This is a genomic window from Pseudomonas sp. 2,4-D, from assembly GCF_030418155.1.
GTDB lineage: Bacteria > Pseudomonadota > Gammaproteobacteria > Pseudomonadales > Pseudomonadaceae > Aquipseudomonas > Aquipseudomonas alloputida.
Genome location: NZ_JAUHUI010000020.1, coordinates 44,924 through 62,819, shown reverse-complemented (window position 1 = coordinate 62,819; position 17,896 = coordinate 44,924). Strand labels below are relative to the sequence as shown.

Here is a 17,896-nt window from a genome sequence, read left to right as displayed (position 1 = left end):
TTTTTGCATTCACCAGACTGACGACGAGACCCTATGGCCAATCCCAGCGCTAGCGCCTATAACGCAGACGCCATCGAAGTCCTCTCGGGCCTTGATCCGGTCCGCAAGCGGCCGGGCATGTACACCGATACCAGCCGCCCCAACCACCTGGCCCAGGAAGTCATCGACAACAGTGTCGACGAAGCACTGGCCGGCCACGCGCGTTCGGTGCAGGTCATCCTGCATGCCGACCATTCGCTGGAAGTCAGCGACGACGGCCGCGGCATGCCGGTGGACATCCATCCGGAAGAGGGCGTGTCCGGGGTCGAGCTGATTCTCACCAAGCTGCACGCCGGCGGCAAGTTCTCCAACAAGAACTATCAGTTTTCCGGCGGCCTGCACGGGGTGGGTATCTCGGTGGTCAACGCCCTGTCGACGCAGGTGCGTGTGCGCGTCAAGCGTGACGGCAATGAGTACCAGATGACCTTTGCCGATGGCTTCAAGGCCAGCGAGCTGGAAGTGGTCGGCTCGGTCGGCAAGCGCAACACCGGCACCAGCGTGTACTTCAGCCCCGACCCGAAGTACTTCGACTCGCCCAAGTTTTCCATCAGCCGCCTCAAGCACGTGCTCAAGGCCAAGGCGGTATTGTGCCCGGGGCTGCTGGTCAGCTTCGAGGACAAGGCCAGCGGCGAAAAGGTGGAATGGCACTACGAGGATGGCCTGCGCTCCTACCTGGTCGACTCGGTCAACGAATTCCAGCGCCTGCCCGACGAGCCGTTCTGTGGCAGCCTGGCGGGTAACAAGGAAGCGGTTGACTGGGCTTTACTGTGGCTGCCCGAAGGCGGCGACAGCATTCAGGAAAGCTACGTCAACCTGATCCCCACCGCCCAGGGCGGCACCCACGTCAACGGCCTGCGCCAAGGCTTGCTGGATGCCATGCGTGAGTTCTGCGAGTTCCGCAACTTGCTGCCGCGCGGGGTGAAGCTGGCACCGGAAGACGTTTGGGAGCGCATCACCTTCGTACTGTCGATGAAGATGCAGGACCCGCAGTTCTCCGGGCAGACCAAAGAGCGCCTGTCATCACGCGAGGCCGCCGCGTTCGTCTCCGGTGTTGTCAAGGATGCTTTCAGCCTGTGGCTCAACGCCCACCCCGAACTGGGCATGCAACTGGCAGAACTGGCCATCAGCAACGCCGGGCGCCGCCTCAAGGCCAGCAAGAAGGTCGAGCGCAAGCGCATCACCCAGGGCCCGGCATTGCCCGGCAAGCTGGCCGATTGTGCGGGCCAGGACCCGATGCGTGCCGAGTTGTTCCTGGTCGAGGGTGACTCGGCCGGTGGTTCGGCCAAGCAGGCGCGGGACAAGGAATTCCAGGCCATCCTGCCGCTGCGCGGCAAGATCCTCAACACCTGGGAAGTGGACGGTGGCGAAGTCCTGGCCAGCCAGGAAGTGCACAACATTGCCGTGGCCATTGGCGTCGATCCGGGGGCAACCGACCTTGCGCAGCTGCGCTATGGCAAGATTTGCATCCTCGCCGACGCTGACTCCGATGGTCTGCACATCGCCACGCTGCTGTGTGCGCTGTTTGTTCAGCACTTCCGGGCACTGGTCGAAGCTGGGCATGTTTATGTGGCCATGCCGCCCCTGTACCGCATCGACCTGGGCAAGGAAATCTACTACGCCCTCGACGAAGCCGAACGTGACGGCATCCTCGACCGCCTGGTGGCCGAGAAGAAACGCGGCAAGCCGCAGGTAACACGCTTCAAAGGCCTGGGCGAGATGAACCCGCCGCAGTTGCGCGAAACCACCATGGACCCGAACACCCGGCGCCTGGTGCAGCTGACCCTGGACGACGTAGAAGCCACCTGCGAGCTGATGGACAAGCTGCTGGCCAAGAAGCGCGCCGGTGACCGCAAGAGTTGGCTGGAAACCAAGGGTAACCTGGCCGAGGTCATGGTTTGATTCGGCAAGTACTTGCCGTTTGCCTGACGCTGGTTGCCCTGCCCTGTCTGGCGGGCAACTGGCCAGAGCTGAAGATGACAGCCGAGCACCCGATCGACGGTATGCGCGGTGGCAACCTGTCGGGCCTGGTGGAATGCCGGGGCGGGTTGTGGGGCGTGTCCGACCGTGACGACGACCGTATCTACCGCTTCGATCAGCAGAGCCCGACCTGGCGCGCGCAGCCGCTTACCTTCACCCCGCCGGCTGTCCCTGAAAGCGGCCTGCCATGGGGGTTGAAGTCGCGCAACTGGGCGGCATCGTACATTCGCGGTGGCGAGCTGGATTTCGAAGGTATCACCTGTGATCAGGCGGGTAACCTCTATCTGGTCAGCGAGGCGCATGCCGCGGTGCTGCAATTGCCGCTGGAAGGCGAGCCGGACTGGTTGAGGATCGACTCGGCCATGGTGCGCCAGGCCCGGGCAAGCGGCATGCTGCTGAACTTCAATGCCCTGTTCGAAGGCCTGGCGATCAACCCGGCGGGTGACCGCCTGTGGCTGGCTGCCGAGCGTGAGCGCCGTGGCCTGGTGGCCATCGAGCGCCAGCAGTCGGTCTGGACCTGCGGGCGTGGTTGCGTGCTGCTGAGCGAGGCGGGGGTCGAAATGCAACCCGCACAGATGCCCAATGCCAGGGCACTGTCGCGCGACTTCGCTGACCTGGCCTGGTTCGAGGGCAAGCTATTTACCCTCGAACGTAACGCCTACCGGGTGTGCCGACGTGATGTCGACAGTGGCAAGGTTGAGCGTTGCTGGTCGTTCGCTGCAGATGCGCTGGTCGAGTCACGGCGCTACGCGCAGCCGTTTGGCCTGGCTGAAGCACTGGTGATCGATGCCAAGGGCGCCTGGATTGGCCTGGACAACAACAACGGCGCCCGTGCCGACGGTGAAACCCGCCCGGTCGTCTGGCGCTTCGACGCACCGGAAGGCGGCTGGAGCGCCAAACCATGAGCCAGGCGCCGGGCAAGCGCGCGGGCAAGTTACTGATGATCGTCGCCTGGGCGGCGGCGCTGTTTCTTGCCACGCGCTTTTTCGGCCAGTGGGAAGACAGCCAGCGTAACCCCAACCGCCAGGTGCAATCCGAGCATGGTCAAGGCTTTATCGAAGTGCGCCTGCTGAGTAATGGCCAGGGCCACTTCGTGGTGGATGGTGCCATCAACGGCCAGGTGGTGCATTTCATGCTCGACACCGGCGCCACCGACGTGGCGATCCCGGAGGCGTTGGCTCATGAACTGAGCCTGGAGCGCGGTAGCCCGGTACTACTGAGCACCGCCAACGGCCGCACCGAAGGCTACCGCACGCGCCTGACCAGCCTGCAACTGGGCGATATCCGCCTGCAGAACGTGCGCGCCATCGTGGTGCCGGGCCTGGATGGGTCCACCGTACTGCTGGGTATGAGTGCCCTGCAACAACTTGAATTTACCCAGCGCGGTGGCACCATGCTGCTGCGCCAGAACCTGAAATGACGAGGCCCGCATGAGCGACTCACTGGAACTCAGCCTGGACGGCGTAGAACGCCGCTCGCTGGCTGACTTCACCGAACAGGCCTACCTCAACTACTCCATGTACGTGATCATGGACCGTGCCCTGCCGCACATCGGCGACGGCCTGAAGCCGGTGCAGCGACGCATCGTCTACGCCATGAGCGAGTTGGGGCTCGATGCCGATGCCAAGCACAAGAAGTCGGCACGTACCGTCGGTGACGTGCTCGGCAAGTTCCATCCCCATGGCGATTCGGCCTGCTACGAGGCCATGGTGCTGATGGCGCAGCCGTTCAGCTACCGCTACACCCTGGTCGATGGCCAGGGCAACTGGGGTGCGCCGGATGATCCGAAGTCGTTCGCCGCCATGCGCTACACCGAGGCGCGGCTGTCGCGCTACGCTGAAGTGCTGCTCAGCGAAGTCGGCCAGGGCACCGTGGACTGGGTGCCGAACTTCGATGGCACGTTGCAGGAGCCAGCCGTGCTGCCTGCGCGCCTGCCCAACATCCTGCTCAACGGTACCACTGGTATCGCCGTGGGCATGGCCACCGACGTGCCGCCGCACAACCTGCGAGAGGTGGCCAGTGCCTGTGTGCGACTGCTCGATGAGCCCAAGGCAACCGTCGAGCAGTTGTGCGAGCACATCCAGGGGCCGGATTACCCGACCGAGGCAGAGATCGTCACGCCGCGGGCTGAAATTCTCAAGATGTACGAAAGCGGCCGCGGCTCGATCCGCATGCGCGCCGTGTACCGCGTCGAGGATGGCGACATCGTCGTCACTGCGCTGCCGCACCAGGTCTCCGGGGCCAAAGTGCTGGAGCAGATTGCCGCGCAGATGCAGGCCAAGAAGCTGCCGATGGTCGCCGACCTGCGCGACGAGTCGGACCACGAGAACCCGTGCCGTATTGTCATCATCCCGCGATCCAACCGCGTCGATGTCGACGAGCTGATGCAGCACCTGTTCGCTACCACCGACCTGGAAAGCACCTATCGGGTCAACGTGAATATCATCGGCCTGGACGGCCGGCCGCAGTTGAAAAACCTGCGAACCATATTGGTGGAGTGGCTGGAATTCCGTACCAATACCGTTCGTCGCCGCCTGCAGCACCGTCTGGATAAGGTCGAGAAGCGTCTGCACCTGTTGGACGGTTTGCTCACCGCATTCCTCAACCTGGATGAAGTGATCCACATCATCCGTACTGAGGAATACCCCAAGCAGGCCCTGATCGAACGTTTCGAGCTGACCGAGATCCAGGCCGACTACATCCTCGAGACCCGCCTGCGGCAGTTGGCGCGCCTGGAAGAGATGAAGATCCGCGGTGAGCAGGATGAGTTGCTGAAAGAGCAAGCCAAGCTGCAGGCCTTGCTGGGGAGCGAGGCCAAACTGCGCAAGCTGGTGCGCAGCGAGCTGATCAAGGATGCCGAAACCTATGGCGATGATCGTCGCTCGCCGATCGTAGCGCGTGCTGAAGCCAAGGCGCTGTCGGAAAACGAGCTGATGCCGACCGAGCCCGTCACCGTGGTGCTGTCGGAGAAGGGCTGGGTGCGCTGCGCCAAGGGCCACGATATCGACGCCACTGGCCTTTCCTACAAGGCCGGCGACGGCTTCAAGGCTGCTGCTGCGGGGCGTTCCAACCAGTTTGCCGTGCTTATCGATTCCACCGGTCGCAGCTACTCGCTGGCGGCCCACAGCCTGCCATCGGCGCGTGGCCAGGGCGAGCCGCTGACTGGCCGTCTGACGCCGCCACCGGGGGCGACTTTCGAATGTGTGTTGTTGCCTGACGACGATGCGCTGTACGTGGTGGCTTCGGATGCCGGTTACGGCTTCGTGGTCAAGGGTGAAGACCTGCAGGCCAAGAACAAGGCCGGCAAGGGCTTGCTCAGCTTGCCCAACGGGGCCAAGGTCATGACCCCGCGTCCAGTGGCTGATCGCGAGCAGGACTGGTTGGCGGCGGTGACCACCGAAGGCCGCCTGCTGGTGTTCAAGGTCAGCGACTTGCCGCAGCTGGGTAAAGGCAAGGGCAACAAGATCATTGGCGTGCCGGGTGACCGGGTGGCCAGCCGTGAAGAATTTGTTACCGATCTGGCCGTGATTCCCGAAGGCGCGACCCTTGTATTGCAGGCCGGCAAGCGTACCCTGTCTTTGAAGGCGGACGACCTGGAGCACTACAAGGGCGAGCGCGGTCGACGCGGCAGCAAGCTGCCACGCGGGTTCCAGCGCGTCGATGGGTTGCAGGTGGAAGTGCCGACATAACCGGTTGTAATGTCTGGAACGGCAATTTCAACGCCGTTTCGGGCAGAAATGCTGGAGTCGGACGGTTATTTCGCGGATGATATGCCCCTTGCGGTGCCGGCGTGGCCGTGTGCCCGTTTGAATCTACATGTATCACTGCGGTGTGCCTTGTGGCAGCCGCCTGGATGGGATGATGAAATTTCTGCGCCTTCCATTTGCGCTGTTGATGACTGGCCTGCTGGGCCTTGGCGGGTGCACCATGCATCAGCCGGTTGCCCTGTATCAGCTCGACAGTGGTGATCCTGGCCAGCCGTCGCAGAGTGCGGGCATGGCCGTGGTGCTCGGCCCGGTATCGGTGGCCGATTACCTTCAGCGTGAGACATTCCTGCAGCGTCAACCTGATGGCAGCCTGAGCGCGGCGACCGATGGTCGTTGGGCTGGCAGCCTTTCATCGGATATCGACCAGCTGCTGGTGCGTCAATTGGCTTGGCGTCTGGACAGCCAACGCGTAGTACTGGCCCCGGCGACTGCAGGCTTCAGCCCGGACGTGCAAGTGCTGTTGTCGATTACACGCCTGGACTCGGGCAAGAACCAGCCGGCCATCCTGGATGCCCAGTGGCGTCTGCTTGACCGCCGTGGCCATGTGCGTGACAACCGTATCATCCACCTCGAGCAGCAGCACGAGGGCAGTGAGTCGTCGCAGGTGCAGGCTCAGGGCCAACTGCTGCAGAAGCTGGCCGAACAGCTGAGCACAGCGGTGAAGCCGCTGGCCAACCAGCCGGCGATTGCCGAAGAGGCACCGAAAAAGCCCGCTGCACCGACGCAGGTGAAGAAGGGGCCGGAGAAACCCAAAATCCCGATGGCCTCGCCGATTCGCACCGATATGGAAGTTTATCGGTTCTGATCAAATGGCCAGATACGACAAAGCCCGCATTCGCTGCGGGCTTTTTTGTATCTGCCGGTCTTCGTAGGAGCGGGTTTACCCGCGAAGAGGCCGGCCCTGCTGGCCAATTTCTACCTGCCGTTCACCGTTGCCGCCGCTACCGTATTCGCGGGTAAACCCGCTCCTACACCTGATCGGGGGGGACACACATCGGAGGTTGGACACAGGCCGCCGTAGGGGCGGGTTTACCCGCGAAGAGGCCAGGCCTGTTGGCCAATTTCCACCCGCCGTTCACCGTTGCCGCTGCTACCGTATTCGCGGGTAAACCCGCTCCTACCGGGGGGCGCTATTGGCTGCATCTTGCGCCAGGCAGGTGGTCGCAAGGAAACCAGCCTGGCACAAGACATGCGCTGTAGATGCAGCGTATGCCTGTCAGGCGCGGTGCTCATGCATGCGCGCCAGTTGCCGTTCCAGCATTGACGGGTAGGGCTCCATCAGTCGCTCCACACAGCAGGCGCCTTCGGGGCTGGCGATCGGGCGAATACGTGCACGCTGGCGAATCAGGGCGTCATCGTTGATCTGCCGCTCCACCAGCAACAGGTTACGGCTGTGCTGCGACAGTGCCAGGGCATCCTGGACCTTCTCGGCCATCAGCAGGTCAACCAGTTCCAGCCCATGCAGGTCGTTGCCCAAGACCAGGCCTAGCTGCAGTTGCAGGGTAATGCCGCTGTCAGCTACCTCAATCTGCAGGGCGTGGCCCAGGGCGCGCAACAGTTCGCCACAGCAAATGGCGTTGGTCAGGTAGTCCTCGCCACACTCGCGGCTGTGGAACAGCACCAAGGTGCTGCCGTCGTTCAGCGTGTGGGTTTCACCGTCGTAGAGCGAGGCTGCGTGCTCCAGGCAATCGCGGTAGCGCTCGGTCAGCTCGGCCAGGCGTGTGCGTGGCAGGCGACGCAGTTGCTCCTGCGAGCCCAGCTGCACGGCAAGTACGGCGCTGTACTGCGGTTCGTCGGACTCGACCTCTGCGGCGGCCTTGGGTGCAGTGTCGTCGTCCAACAGGCCGGCGAAGGCCTCGTCGTCATCCTCGTCTTCCAGGGCAGCCTTGGCGCGCGGTACGGCCTTGGGTGCCGGGGCAGCGGCGGGCAGGTCGTCGAACTGCTCGTCGTCTTCTTCCTCAGGCTCCGGCTCCGGGGGCGGAGGCGGGGCCAGGCGTGCATGCAGCTGGCGGGCGATGTCGCCAATTTCGTCCTGGCGGTCGGTGGCCGGGGTATAGGGCTGCGGGTCGCGCAGCCATACCCGCAGCTGCAGCAGTGGCAGGGTGATGAAGCGGCCCTGACGCAAGCTGAGGGCCAAGGCCAGGGCCAGCAGGATAGCGGCCAGAATGCCCATGCTCTGCAGGCTGATCAGCATCGGTTGCTGGAACTGGCTCATGTCCAGGCTTATGCGCAGCTGCCCGGCCGTCACGTCCTGGAACGTGATTTTGGTCTGGTACAGGCCTTCGGCCTCGCCCAGCAGGCTGTTGCGCGGGCGCTGGCCGGCTTCGGCGAGGATGCGGTTATCCACGCTGTAGATTGCCGCATGGGCCACCAGCGGGTTTTTAACCAGGTTGCCCAGTAGCACGTTGAGGCTGAGGATGTCATTGGACACCAGCAGCTCGGTTGCCGATGTGGCCGTCTGGGTGGTCAGGCTCTGGCCCAAGGCATCGGCCTGCTCATGCATGGCCTGCTTGAACTGCAGGCCCATCACGCAGGCGTAGATCACCAGCGCCAGCGCCACCAGGAAAATGTTGGTGCAGGCGATGCGCAGTGCCAGCGGCACGCGACGTTGACTCAGGGCGCGATAGATCATCAGGAAGAAATTGTCTGGTTTGACTGGCGTGGGCCGGTTCACAGAGCTCGGCTCTTAATGGCATGAAAGTGGGGGGAGTATAGCGAGCCGGGTTTTGTCGGCAAAGTATCGTTGGCGCCCGATGGTCATGGAAAATCGGTAGAATGCGCATTTTTCATCGAAGTCGGAGCCAGGTTGTGCGCGAAATCGTCCTGATCAACATCACCGGTGAGGACCGTCCCGGTCTCACTGCGGCTATCACCGGCGTCCTGCTGCAGGGCGGTGTGAGTATCCTCGACATCGGCCTGGCGGTCATGCACGGCACCTTGTCGTTTGGCATCCTGGTCGACATCCCGGACAACGAAGTGGCTACCGCGCTGTTGCAAAGCGTGCAGGCCAAAGCCCACGAACTGAACCTGCAGGCCCGTTACACGCCAATTTCCGAGGCGGACTACCAGCATTGGGCCGATGGGCATGGCGAAGCGCGACACATCGTTACCCTGCTCAGCCGCAAGATCACTCCCGAGCAGCTGCAGCGGGTGAGTGCGGTGATCAGCCAGTACGGCCTGACCATCGAGCGTATCGAGCGCCTGTCGGCCCGGGTGGCACTGGATGCTGAAATCGACAAGGGCAAGGCAGCCGTCGAGATCTCCGTGCGTGGCGTGCCGAGCGATGCCCAGGCCCTGCGTGCCGACTTCTTTGCCCTGGCTGAAGAGCTGAGCGTCGACATCGCCTTCCAGAAGGACGATCTGTTCCGCCGCAACCGCCGCCTGGCGGTGTTCGACATGGACTCCACGCTGATCGAGGCCGAAGTCATCGACGAACTGGCCAAGGCGGCGGGTGTGGGTGAGCAGGTGGCGGCGATCACCGAGCGCGCCATGCGCGGTGAACTGGACTTCCGCGCCAGCTTCAAAGAGCGCATGGCGCTGCTCAAGGGCCTGGATGTGGGGGTGCTGGACGAGATCGGGGCATCGCTGCGCCTGACCGAGGGTGCCGAGAACCTGTTTGCCGAGCTCAAGCGCCTGGGATACAAAACCGCGATTCTGTCCGGTGGCTTTACCTACTTCGCTCGTCAGGTGCAGGCGCGCCTGGGTATCGACTATGTATTCGCCAACGAACTTGAAGTGGTCGATGGCAAGGTGACCGGCGTGGCTGTTGAGCCGATTGTCGATGCCCAGCGCAAGGCCGATTTGTTGAAGAAGCTGGCCAGTGACGAAGGCTTGCAACTGGAGCAGACCATCGCCGTGGGCGATGGCGCCAATGACCTGCCGATGCTGTCGCTGGCCGGGTTGGGCGTAGCGTTTCGTGCCAAGCCGCTGGTGCGCCAGTCGGCCAAGCAGGCGATTTCCACCTTGGGGCTGGACGGGGTGCTGTATCTGCTGGGCCTGCGTGATCGCGACGCCCGCGGCTGATCCGTGAATCCGGGGCCGCAGGGCGGCCCAACGAAAAAGGCCCTGCATATGCAGGGCCTTTTTCATATGGCTCGAATCAAGCCTGCACAGGCGCCGCCAGCTGCTGCCCCATGCGCACTGCAGAGCCCGCACCCAGGCTCTCAGCCCACTTCACCTGCTCCGGCCCGAACAGCACGATGGCGGTCGAACCCAGCTTGAAGCGGCCTAGTTCGGCACCTTTCTCCAGGTGGATCGGCGTGCGGCTGGCTTCGTCGTAACGGAAGGTCTTCAGCTCACGTTTGGGCGGCGTGACCAGCCCGGCCCAGACCGTTTCGATCGAGGCGACGATCATCGCGCCGACCAGTACCACAGCCATTGGCCCACGCTCTGTATCGAACAGGCAGACCACGCGCTCGTTGCGAGCGAACAGCTCGGGGACATTCTCTGCGGTGGTCTGGTTGACCGAGAACAGGCGGCCCGGCACATAGACCATTTCGCGCAGGGTGCCGGCCAGCGGCATGTGCACGCGGTGGTAGTCCTTGGGCGACAGGTAGATGGTGGCAAACTCGCCGCCCATGAACGGCGCGGCCATGGCCGGATCACCGCCCAGCAGCTCTTGCGCGCTGAAACCGTGGCCTTTGGCCTGGAAGATACGGCCGTGCTCGATCGGGCCGAGCTGGCTGACCGCACCGTCGGCCGGGCACAGGATGGCGCCCGGGGTTTCGTCCAGCGGACGGGCGCCAGGTTTCAGGGCGCGGGTGAAGAACGCATTGAAGTGCTCGTAAGCACTCAGGTCTTCGACCAGCGCCTCGCTCATGTTGACCTGGTAGCGCTTGGCGAACCATGCGGTGAAGGCGTTCTTGAACCAGCGCACGCGGCACTCGGCGATGCAGCCGGCCAGCCGCGACAGCAGGTGGTGCGGCAGCAGGTACTGGCTGATGATGAACAGACGGGATTTCATGCAGGTTCCTTAGACTTCTACAGGCGTGTCCGGGTGGTTGCCCCATTCGCTCCACGAGCCGGCGTAGGCCTTGACGCGTGGGTAGCCGAGGGCCTTTGCCACCAGGTAAGTGAAACCGGAGCGGCGGTGGGTCTGGCAGTGGGTGATCACCTCTTTGTCAGGGGTGATGCCCAGTTGCTCGAGGACTTGTTTGATGTCCTGGCGAATGCGCAGGTGGTCGTTGAGGTCCATGCCGGCGGTCCACTCGAAGTTGATCGCGCCGGGGATGTGGCCGCCTTTGGCTGCCAGCACTTTTTCGCCGCTGAATTCCTGCGGGCCGCGCGCGTCCCAGATGACCAGGTCATCGGCGCCCAGGCGGCTTTGCAGGTACTCGCGGGTGGCTGTGGGTGCGGCGTCGATGTGCAGACGGACCGGGGCGTTGCCACTGGCAGGCACTTCGGTGGACAGTTTGTCTGCCGGCCAGGCCTGGATACCGCCATTGAGGTAGTGGTAGCGCTTGTGGCCGATGACATCGAGCAGCCAGATGAAGCGCCCGGCCCAGCCGCCGCCTTCATCGTCGTACACCACATACACGGCATCGGCGCGGTGGCCGAGTTCGCTGAACAATTTTTCGAGCTCGCCCAGGGCTGGCAGCAGGCCGGGCGCCGGGGGCTGGCCGAGCTGGGTGCGCTTGCCTTCGACGAAGCGCGCGCCGGGGATATGCCCGCTGACATAGCGGTTGGCGCTGCTCAGGTCGACCAGGATCAGATGCGGCGAATCCAGGCGTGGCAGCAGGTCTGCAGCTTCGATCACCAGGGGCAGGCCGGAAAAGTCGGTCATCCACGGTCTCCAGTGTGGAAAGAGGGGCGATTGTAGCGCAAGGCTCAACCCTTGCGGTTGGTAAACACCGACAAGGCCCGCTCGATGCATTGCGCGGTCTTGCCGAAGGCTTGCACGCTGATATCGGCCAAAGGCCGGCAGCCCTGGTCGGCCACCAGCAGCATCAGCACCTGGTCGTTCGCAGCCAGCGAGCGAAGCAGTACATGTTCGCTGCGGAACAAGGTGCGCAGCGGGGCGGGCAACAGCGCCGAGAACTGGCTGTGGTTTTCCGGTGTGATGCGCAGCTGCCCGGCCTGACTCAGCAGCTTTTGCAGCAACTTGTTCTGCGATACCTGCAGGGCCAGAGCACCGGCCTCCTTGGGCAGGCCGGCAATTTGCTGCACGCGCAGGTAGTCGCTGGCTTTGTCCAGGCTAAGCAGCATGATGCGTTGCATGCCACAGGCCAGCAGGGCTTCTTGGGCCTGAGTGGCCAGGTGCACGGCGTTGGTGAACGGGCTGGGTTGGGCCAGCAGGTGCTGGCACAGCGTGCGCCAGCGTGCCAGGTCGTCGCTGCTGGGCGGTGGCGGGGCCAGCATGTCCGGGTGAGGGCGGCGTTGGTGCCACGGCCAGATCAAGGCCTCGGCCGGGTGGAACAGGGCGTGCCTGGCGTGGCGGCGGGCGCTGGCGGCAGCCTGCTGGTGCACCTGCTGCTGCACGTCTTCCAGCGAGGTTTGCAGGTACAGCGCGGTCAGCAGTTGCCAGCGCAGCAGGTGCGGGTTGTCCCAGCCGACCTGTGCCGCCAGGGCCAGGTTGTTGGCCAGCAGTACGGTATTGGCCGGCTGGTTGAACCAGCGCCGCAGGCCGGGCTCGGCGTCCAGGCGGTGTTGCTGGCTGAGCAGGTCTTCGTCGCGGGCGATATTCAGCACCAGGGCCAGTTGCTCGCGCTCTTCCAGCAGCAGGCGATAACCCTGGGTGACCCACTGGGGCAGGCGCCAATACTCGGCCATGGTCTGGCACAGCGCCATGATGCGCACGCCAAACAGTTCTTCCTCGACGTGGGCGGCGTCTTCACCTTTGTGGATAACCCGCAGCTCCCAAGTGTCGAGCAGCTTGGGGTAGGCCAGTGCCAGTGGCCAGAGCGGCGACAGGAACAGCAGGCTGCCCCAGTGAATCTCTTGCCACAGCCGTGCCAGGCGGCTGGCGAACAGGCCGCTGGCCTGCTGTGCCGCATGCTGGCTGATCATCTGGAACTGGCACAGTACCGGCGGAATTTCCTCCACGGGCAGCGCCGGCAGGCGTTTGAGAAGCTGCTCGCTGCGCTCCAGGCCCAGGCGGTTGAGAGCGACCTCCAGGCTTTCGGCGGGTTCGGCGAGGCTGGCATTGGTGGGGTGATTGGCTTCGCGCATCACTGACAGCACCAGTGCCGGGCTATCCTGCATCAGTTCGGCGATGTCGCGCAGCGAGCGGCGGCTATCGTGGATGGCAGCCATGACCCGGTCGTAGCTGTGCTTCGGCACGGGGATGCGAACACTCTCGAGCAGCTTTACCCAGGCCTCTAGCGTACGCGGGGCCTGAGTGGGCACCTTGGTTTCAATTGGCATTTTGACATCAGTCCGAACTGGCTTTTCGCATTGAGTGGCTATAGTCTGGCGCAGTTCTGCCGATAAGTAGAAGAAGAGTTTTAAAGCTCCCGTCTCTTCCCCTGACCACGACAGCAAGTGCTTTGAACCTATGGCTAAAATTATCGGCATCATCGTCGTATTCGCGAGCGTGCTCGGCGGCTACGTGCTCTCCCACGGCAAGATCGCAGCGCTGATCCAGCCGTTCGAAGTACTGATCATCGGCGGTGCGGCCTTTGGTGCATTCCTGCAGGCCAACCCTGGCCACATGACCATGCACGTCATCAAGAAGTCGATGAAGATGTTCGGCTCGCGCTTCAGCCATGCCTTCTACCTGGAGGTGCTGGGCCTCGTTTACGAAATCCTCAACAAGAGCCGTCGCGAAGGCATGATGGCCATCGAGGCCGACATCGAGGACGCCGCTGCCAGCCCGATCTTCGCCAAGTACCCGACGGTACTGGCCGATGAGCGCATGACCGCGTTCGTCTGCGATTACCTGCGCATCATGTCCACCGGCAACATGGCCCCGCACGAGCTCGAGGGCCTGTTCGACATGGAACTGCTGAGCATGAAGGAAGAGCTGGAGCACCCGTCCCACGCGGTGACCGGCATCGCCGACGGTATGCCCGGCTTCGGTATCGTTGCGGCGGTACTGGGTATCGTGGTGACCATGGCCTCGCTGGGCGATGGCGATCAGGCGGCCATCGGCATGCACGTAGGTGCGGCGCTGGTGGGTACCTTCTTCGGTATTCTGGCGGCTTACGGTTTCTTCGGCCCTTTGGCCAAGTGCCTGGAGCACGATGCCAAGGAAGAACTGAACCTCTACGAATCGATCAAGGCTTCGCTGGTGGCCTCGGCGTCGGGCATGCCACCTTCGCTGGCGGTCGAGTTCGGGCGCAAGGTGCTGTACCCCAAGCACCGCCCAAGCTTCGCCGAACTGGAACAAGCGGTTCGCGGTCGCTGAGTCATGGAGAACAATCAGCCCATCATCGTCAAGCGCGTCAAGCGCTTTGGCGGCGGCCACCATGGTGGCGCCTGGAAAATCGCCTTTGCCGACTTCGCCACGGCGATGATGGCGTTCTTCCTGGTGCTGTGGCTGTTGTCCACGGCCACGCCTGAGCAGAAGATCGCCATTGCCGGCTACTTCCAGGACCCTATTGGTTTCTCCGAGAGTGGCACGCCTTATGTCATCGACCTGGGGGGTTCACCGGAGATGGCGCCGGACAAAACCATCAATCCGGAAGTGAAGACCGAGCCGACGCAGCAGTCCCCCACTCAGCTGAGCAAGGACCAGGTCGAGACCATGGCCGAGCAGGTTGAGCGCGAGCGTCTGGAGCTTTTGCTGCAGGAACTGCAGAACAAGGTGGAAGAGAACCCACAGCTGCAGAAGTTCAAGGACCAGATCCTGTTCGAGATCACCCAGGACGGCCTGCGCATCCAGATCATGGATGCCGAGAACCGGCCGATGTTCGACATTGGTAGCGCGCGCCTGCAGCCTTACTTCGAAGATATCCTGCTGGCCATGGCTGACACCATCAAGGCGGTGCCGAACAAGATCAGCATCAGCGGCCACACCGATGCCAAGCCGTATGCGGGCACTGGCGAGTACGGTAACTGGGAGCTGTCGGCCAACCGCGCCAACGCCGCGCGGCGTGCCCTGGTGGCGGGTGGTTACCCGGACGGCCAGGTGGCACGGGTGGTGGGGTACGCCTCGTCGTCACTGTTCGACCGCAAGGACCCGTTCAACCCGGTCAACCGCCGTATCGACATCATCGTGCTGACCAAGAAAGCCCAGCGCAATATCGAAGGTGAGCAGGGGGCGCCGGAAACGCCGCCAGCTGCGCCAACTGCACCTGCAGCGCCAGCCAGTGGTGCTGCGCCAGGGGCTTCGGCACCGGCTGACCCAGGGGCAACTGAACAGCCACCGATGCAACCGCGCGAGCTGCGCCAGAAGCTGAACATCTTTGAAGATGGCACGCTGAAGATGGATGAAGCCAAGGAGCAGTAAGCGGCTTTTTGGTGCGGGCAACTGTGCTACCCAACACCTGAACGCTGGCGCGATCACTGTAGGAGCGGGTTTACCCGCGAAGCCTCCAGTGCGGTGAATGGCACCGGCGTTGCCGGTGTTCGCGGCTAAAGCCGCTCCTACAAGGGATCGCGGCAACTTTCATTTCGAGCGTTTCAGTAGCTGTCTTCTGCCAGGCTGGCGATGATCGAGCGGTAGCTGTTCATGCGCTGCGGCTTGATGCGCCCCTCTTCCAGTGCCTTGAGCAGCGCGCAGCCCGGTTCGCGGTCATGCTTGCAGTCGCGGAAGCGGCAGGTGCCGAACAGGTCGCGGAACTCGATGAAGCCATCCTCCACGTCGTCGCGGCTGACATGGCCAAGGCCGAACTCGCGGATACCCGGCGAGTCGATCAGGTCGCCGCCGTTGGGGAAGTGGTACAGCCGCGCCGTGGTGGTGGTGTGGGTACCCTGGCCTGACCATTCCGACAAGTCGCCGACGCGGGTGCCGGCGTCTGGCAGCAGGCTGTTGACCAGCGACGACTTGCCCACCCCCGACTGGCCGACGAACACGCTGATATGGCCGTCGAGTTGCTGCTGCAGGCGCTGCATGCCGTCGCCCTGGTGAGCCGATACTTCCAGCAGCGGGTAGCCCAGTTCGCGGTAGACCTCCAGCAGCGCATGCAGGCCGGGGCCGTTCTCGTCGTTGATCAGGTCGGCCTTGTTCAACAGCAGCAGCGGGCGCAGGCCGGCGTGCTCGGCCGCTACCAGATAGCGGTCGATCAGGTTCGGGTGCGGCTCCGGCGCCGGGGCGAACACGATCACGATCAGGTCGACGTTGGCTGCCACCGGCTTGAGTTGGCCATGGTTGTTCGGCCGGCACAGCTCGGTGCTGCGCGGCATCTGCGCCACGATCACGCCGATGCCCTGGTTACCCGCACGCCACACGACACGGTCACCGGTGACCAGTGCTGGCAAGTTGGCGCGCAAATGGCAGCGGAACACCTGGCCTGCGGTTTCGCCATCCTGAGCTTCAACTTCTACCTGCACGCCGAAGTGCGCGATCACCAGGCCCAGTTGTTCCGGCCCCAGGTCGCCACCTTCCAGTTCCTGCAGTGCATGCTGCTCGCGTTTGGCCGCGCGAGCGGCGCGCTCGCCCTGGATTTTTTCGATCCGCCAGTTTTGGCGGCGATTGAGCTGGCGTTTGGCCATGAAGGTACCGTAAGAGAGGCCCGGAGTGGGGCATTGAAAACGGCAGGCAGTTTAGCACGCCCGCCGCTGGACTATTCTGCTCACCTTTGTGCCGTGAATGGGCGTGCCTTGGCCACTAGGCTAATATGACCGCCTATATGAGGAGCCCCTGCATGCAAAACCCACAGAACCTGATCTGGATCGACCTGGAAATGACCGGCCTGGATCCGGACAGCGATGTCATCATCGAAATGGCCACCATCGTCACCGACAGCGAGCTCAATACCTTGGCCGAAGGGCCGGTGATCGCCATCCACCACAGTGACGAAGTGCTGGCGCGCATGGACGAGTGGAACACCCGCACCCATGGTGCTTCGGGGCTGACCCAGCGCGTACGCGAGAGCAAGGTCAGCATGGCTGAAGCCGAGGCACAGACCATCGCCTTCCTCGAGCAGTGGGTGCCTAAAGGCAAGTCGCCGATCTGCGGCAACAGCATCTGCCAGGATCGTCGTTTCCTCTACCGCCACATGCGCAACCTGGAAAACTACTTCCACTACCGCAACCTGGATGTCTCCACCCTCAAGGAACTGGCCGCGCGCTGGGCGCCGGACGTGCGTGACAGCTTCAAGAAGGGCAATACCCACCTGGCGCTGGACGATATCCGCGAATCGATCGCCGAACTGCGTCACTATCGCGAGCACTTCATCAAGCTGTGAGTCGAAATGGCGCAGATATTGTATCTGCGCCCCCTTTTGGTGCCTTGGGCAACTGGTTAGACTGCGCGCCTTTCCTGCACGGACCCGCACCATGTTGTTGATGCTCTACCTTATCGCCATTACCGCCGAAGCCATGACTGGCGCGCTGTCTGCCGGGCGTCGCGGCATGGACTGGTTTGGCGTGGTGCTGATCGCCTGCGTCACTGCGCTTGGGGGCGGTTCGGTGCGTGATGTACTGCTCGGGCACTATCCCCTGACCTGGGTGAAGCATCCTGAGTACTTGGTGCTGACCAGTTTTGCGGCGCTGCTGACCATTTTCATCGCGCCGATGATGCGCCGCCTTCGCTCGCTGTTCCTGGTGCTCGATGCCCTGGGGCTGGTGGCGTTTACCCTGATAGGTTGCATGACGGCGCTGGAGATGGGGCAGGGCATGCTGGTGGCGTCGATCAGCGGGGTGATCACCGGGGTGTTTGGCGGGATCCTGCGGGATATCTTCTGCAACGACATCCCGCTGGTGTTCCGCCGTGAGCTGTATGCCAGCGTGTCATTTGCGGCGGCCTGGTTCTATCTGGGATGCGTGTATTTCAAGGTGCCGGCGGAGCAGGCGATGTTGCTGACTCTGTTTGGCGGCTTCCTGGTGCGTCTATTGGCGATACGCTTCCACTGGGAAATGCCCAAGTTCCACTACAACGACCAGCAGTGACGCGATTTACAAGCGCAACATGGCCCATGTGGGAGCGGGCGTGCCCGCGAACACCGGCGAAGCCGGTGCCATTCCCTGTGTTGCCTGCTTCGCGGGCGCGCCCGCTCCCACAAGGATGGCGT

15 protein-coding genes are annotated in these 17,896 nt (G+C 63.3%); 10 read left to right on the top strand and 5 right to left on the bottom strand.

From position 1 onward, the window contains the following. Positions 1-33: 33 nt before the first annotated feature. The 5 genes from parE to QYE47_RS15800 all read left to right on the top strand — a co-directional run bounded on the left by parE (position 34) and on the right by QYE47_RS15800 (position 6,588). Positions 34-1,938, top strand: coding sequence for a DNA topoisomerase IV subunit B (parE, locus tag QYE47_RS15820; protein ID WP_003249486.1), 1,905 nt, complete (start codon positions 34-36; stop codon positions 1,936-1,938). Further along, positions 1,935-2,921: an esterase-like activity of phytase family protein gene (locus QYE47_RS15815; RefSeq protein ID WP_014592604.1), complete on the top strand. Its 987-nt coding sequence runs from the start codon at positions 1,935-1,937 to the stop codon at positions 2,919-2,921. Before parE ends, QYE47_RS15815 begins: the two co-directional genes overlap by 4 nt. Beyond that, the gene (locus QYE47_RS15810) at positions 2,918-3,436 is read left to right on the top strand and encodes a TIGR02281 family clan AA aspartic protease (RefSeq protein WP_010955495.1); all 519 of its coding nucleotides are present in this window, start codon (positions 2,918-2,920) and stop codon (positions 3,434-3,436) included. The genes QYE47_RS15815 and QYE47_RS15810 overlap by 4 nt, the downstream gene beginning before the upstream one ends. Before the next feature lie 10 nt (positions 3,437-3,446). Next, the gene (parC, locus tag QYE47_RS15805) at positions 3,447-5,705 is read left to right on the top strand and encodes a DNA topoisomerase IV subunit A (protein ID WP_014592603.1); all 2,259 of its coding nucleotides are present in this window, start codon (positions 3,447-3,449) and stop codon (positions 5,703-5,705) included. Positions 5,706-5,877: 172 nt separating this feature from the next. Next, positions 5,878-6,588: a membrane integrity-associated transporter subunit PqiC gene (locus tag QYE47_RS15800; RefSeq protein WP_019437569.1), complete on the top strand. Its 711-nt coding sequence runs from the start codon at positions 5,878-5,880 to the stop codon at positions 6,586-6,588. 411 nt (positions 6,589-6,999) lie between these two features. Here QYE47_RS15800 and QYE47_RS15795 read toward each other — a convergent pair whose 3' ends face one another. Further along, positions 7,000-8,457: an AhpA/YtjB family protein gene (locus QYE47_RS15795; protein ID WP_004576414.1), complete on the bottom strand. Its 1,458-nt coding sequence runs from the start codon at positions 8,455-8,457 to the stop codon at positions 7,000-7,002. Positions 8,458-8,591: 134 nt separating this feature from the next. Between QYE47_RS15795 and serB the strand changes: the two genes are divergently transcribed. Next, complete coding sequence (serB, locus tag QYE47_RS15790) at positions 8,592-9,806, top strand: phosphoserine phosphatase SerB (RefSeq protein WP_019437570.1); 1,215 nt, start codon at positions 8,592-8,594, stop codon at positions 9,804-9,806. Between the two features lie 76 nt (positions 9,807-9,882). Here serB and asd read toward each other — a convergent pair whose 3' ends face one another. Genes asd through QYE47_RS15775 form a run of 3 tightly spaced genes read right to left on the bottom strand, consistent with a single transcriptional unit; the run spans position 9,883 to position 13,145 of the window. Then, positions 9,883-10,746 (bottom strand): archaetidylserine decarboxylase, encoded by an 864-nt coding sequence (gene asd / locus QYE47_RS15785; RefSeq protein WP_003249501.1) that lies wholly within the window; start codon positions 10,744-10,746, stop codon positions 9,883-9,885. Between the two features lie 9 nt (positions 10,747-10,755). Then, on the bottom strand, positions 10,756-11,565 hold the full coding sequence (locus QYE47_RS15780; RefSeq protein ID WP_014592602.1) for a rhodanese-like domain-containing protein: 810 nt from the start codon (positions 11,563-11,565) through the stop codon (positions 10,756-10,758). Positions 11,566-11,609: 44 nt separating this feature from the next. Beyond that, positions 11,610-13,145: an HDOD domain-containing protein gene (locus QYE47_RS15775; RefSeq protein ID WP_014592601.1), complete on the bottom strand. Its 1,536-nt coding sequence runs from the start codon at positions 13,143-13,145 to the stop codon at positions 11,610-11,612. 130 nt (positions 13,146-13,275) lie between these two features. Between QYE47_RS15775 and motA the strand changes: the two genes are divergently transcribed. Together motA and motB are read left to right on the top strand one after the other, a co-directional pair. Continuing rightward, positions 13,276-14,127, top strand: a complete 852-nt coding sequence (gene motA / locus QYE47_RS15770; RefSeq protein WP_003249507.1) for a flagellar motor stator protein MotA — start codon at positions 13,276-13,278, stop codon at positions 14,125-14,127. Positions 14,128-14,130: 3 nt separating this feature from the next. Continuing rightward, positions 14,131-15,171, top strand: coding sequence for a flagellar motor protein MotB (gene motB / locus QYE47_RS15765; protein WP_014592600.1), 1,041 nt, complete (start codon positions 14,131-14,133; stop codon positions 15,169-15,171). 173 nt (positions 15,172-15,344) lie between these two features. Here the strand turns inward: motB and rsgA are convergent, their stop codons facing one another. Then, complete coding sequence (gene rsgA, locus QYE47_RS15760; RefSeq protein WP_014592599.1) at positions 15,345-16,376, bottom strand: small ribosomal subunit biogenesis GTPase RsgA; 1,032 nt, start codon at positions 16,374-16,376, stop codon at positions 15,345-15,347. A gap of 152 nt (positions 16,377-16,528) precedes the next feature. On the opposite strand from rsgA, the gene orn reads away from it, so the two are divergent. Both orn and QYE47_RS15750 read left to right on the top strand, forming a co-directional pair. Then, positions 16,529-17,071, top strand: a complete 543-nt coding sequence (orn, locus tag QYE47_RS15755) for an oligoribonuclease (protein ID WP_003249514.1) — start codon at positions 16,529-16,531, stop codon at positions 17,069-17,071. Between the two features lie 91 nt (positions 17,072-17,162). After that, complete coding sequence (locus tag QYE47_RS15750) at positions 17,163-17,774, top strand: trimeric intracellular cation channel family protein (protein ID WP_003249516.1); 612 nt, start codon at positions 17,163-17,165, stop codon at positions 17,772-17,774. Positions 17,775-17,896 lie beyond the last annotated feature (122 nt).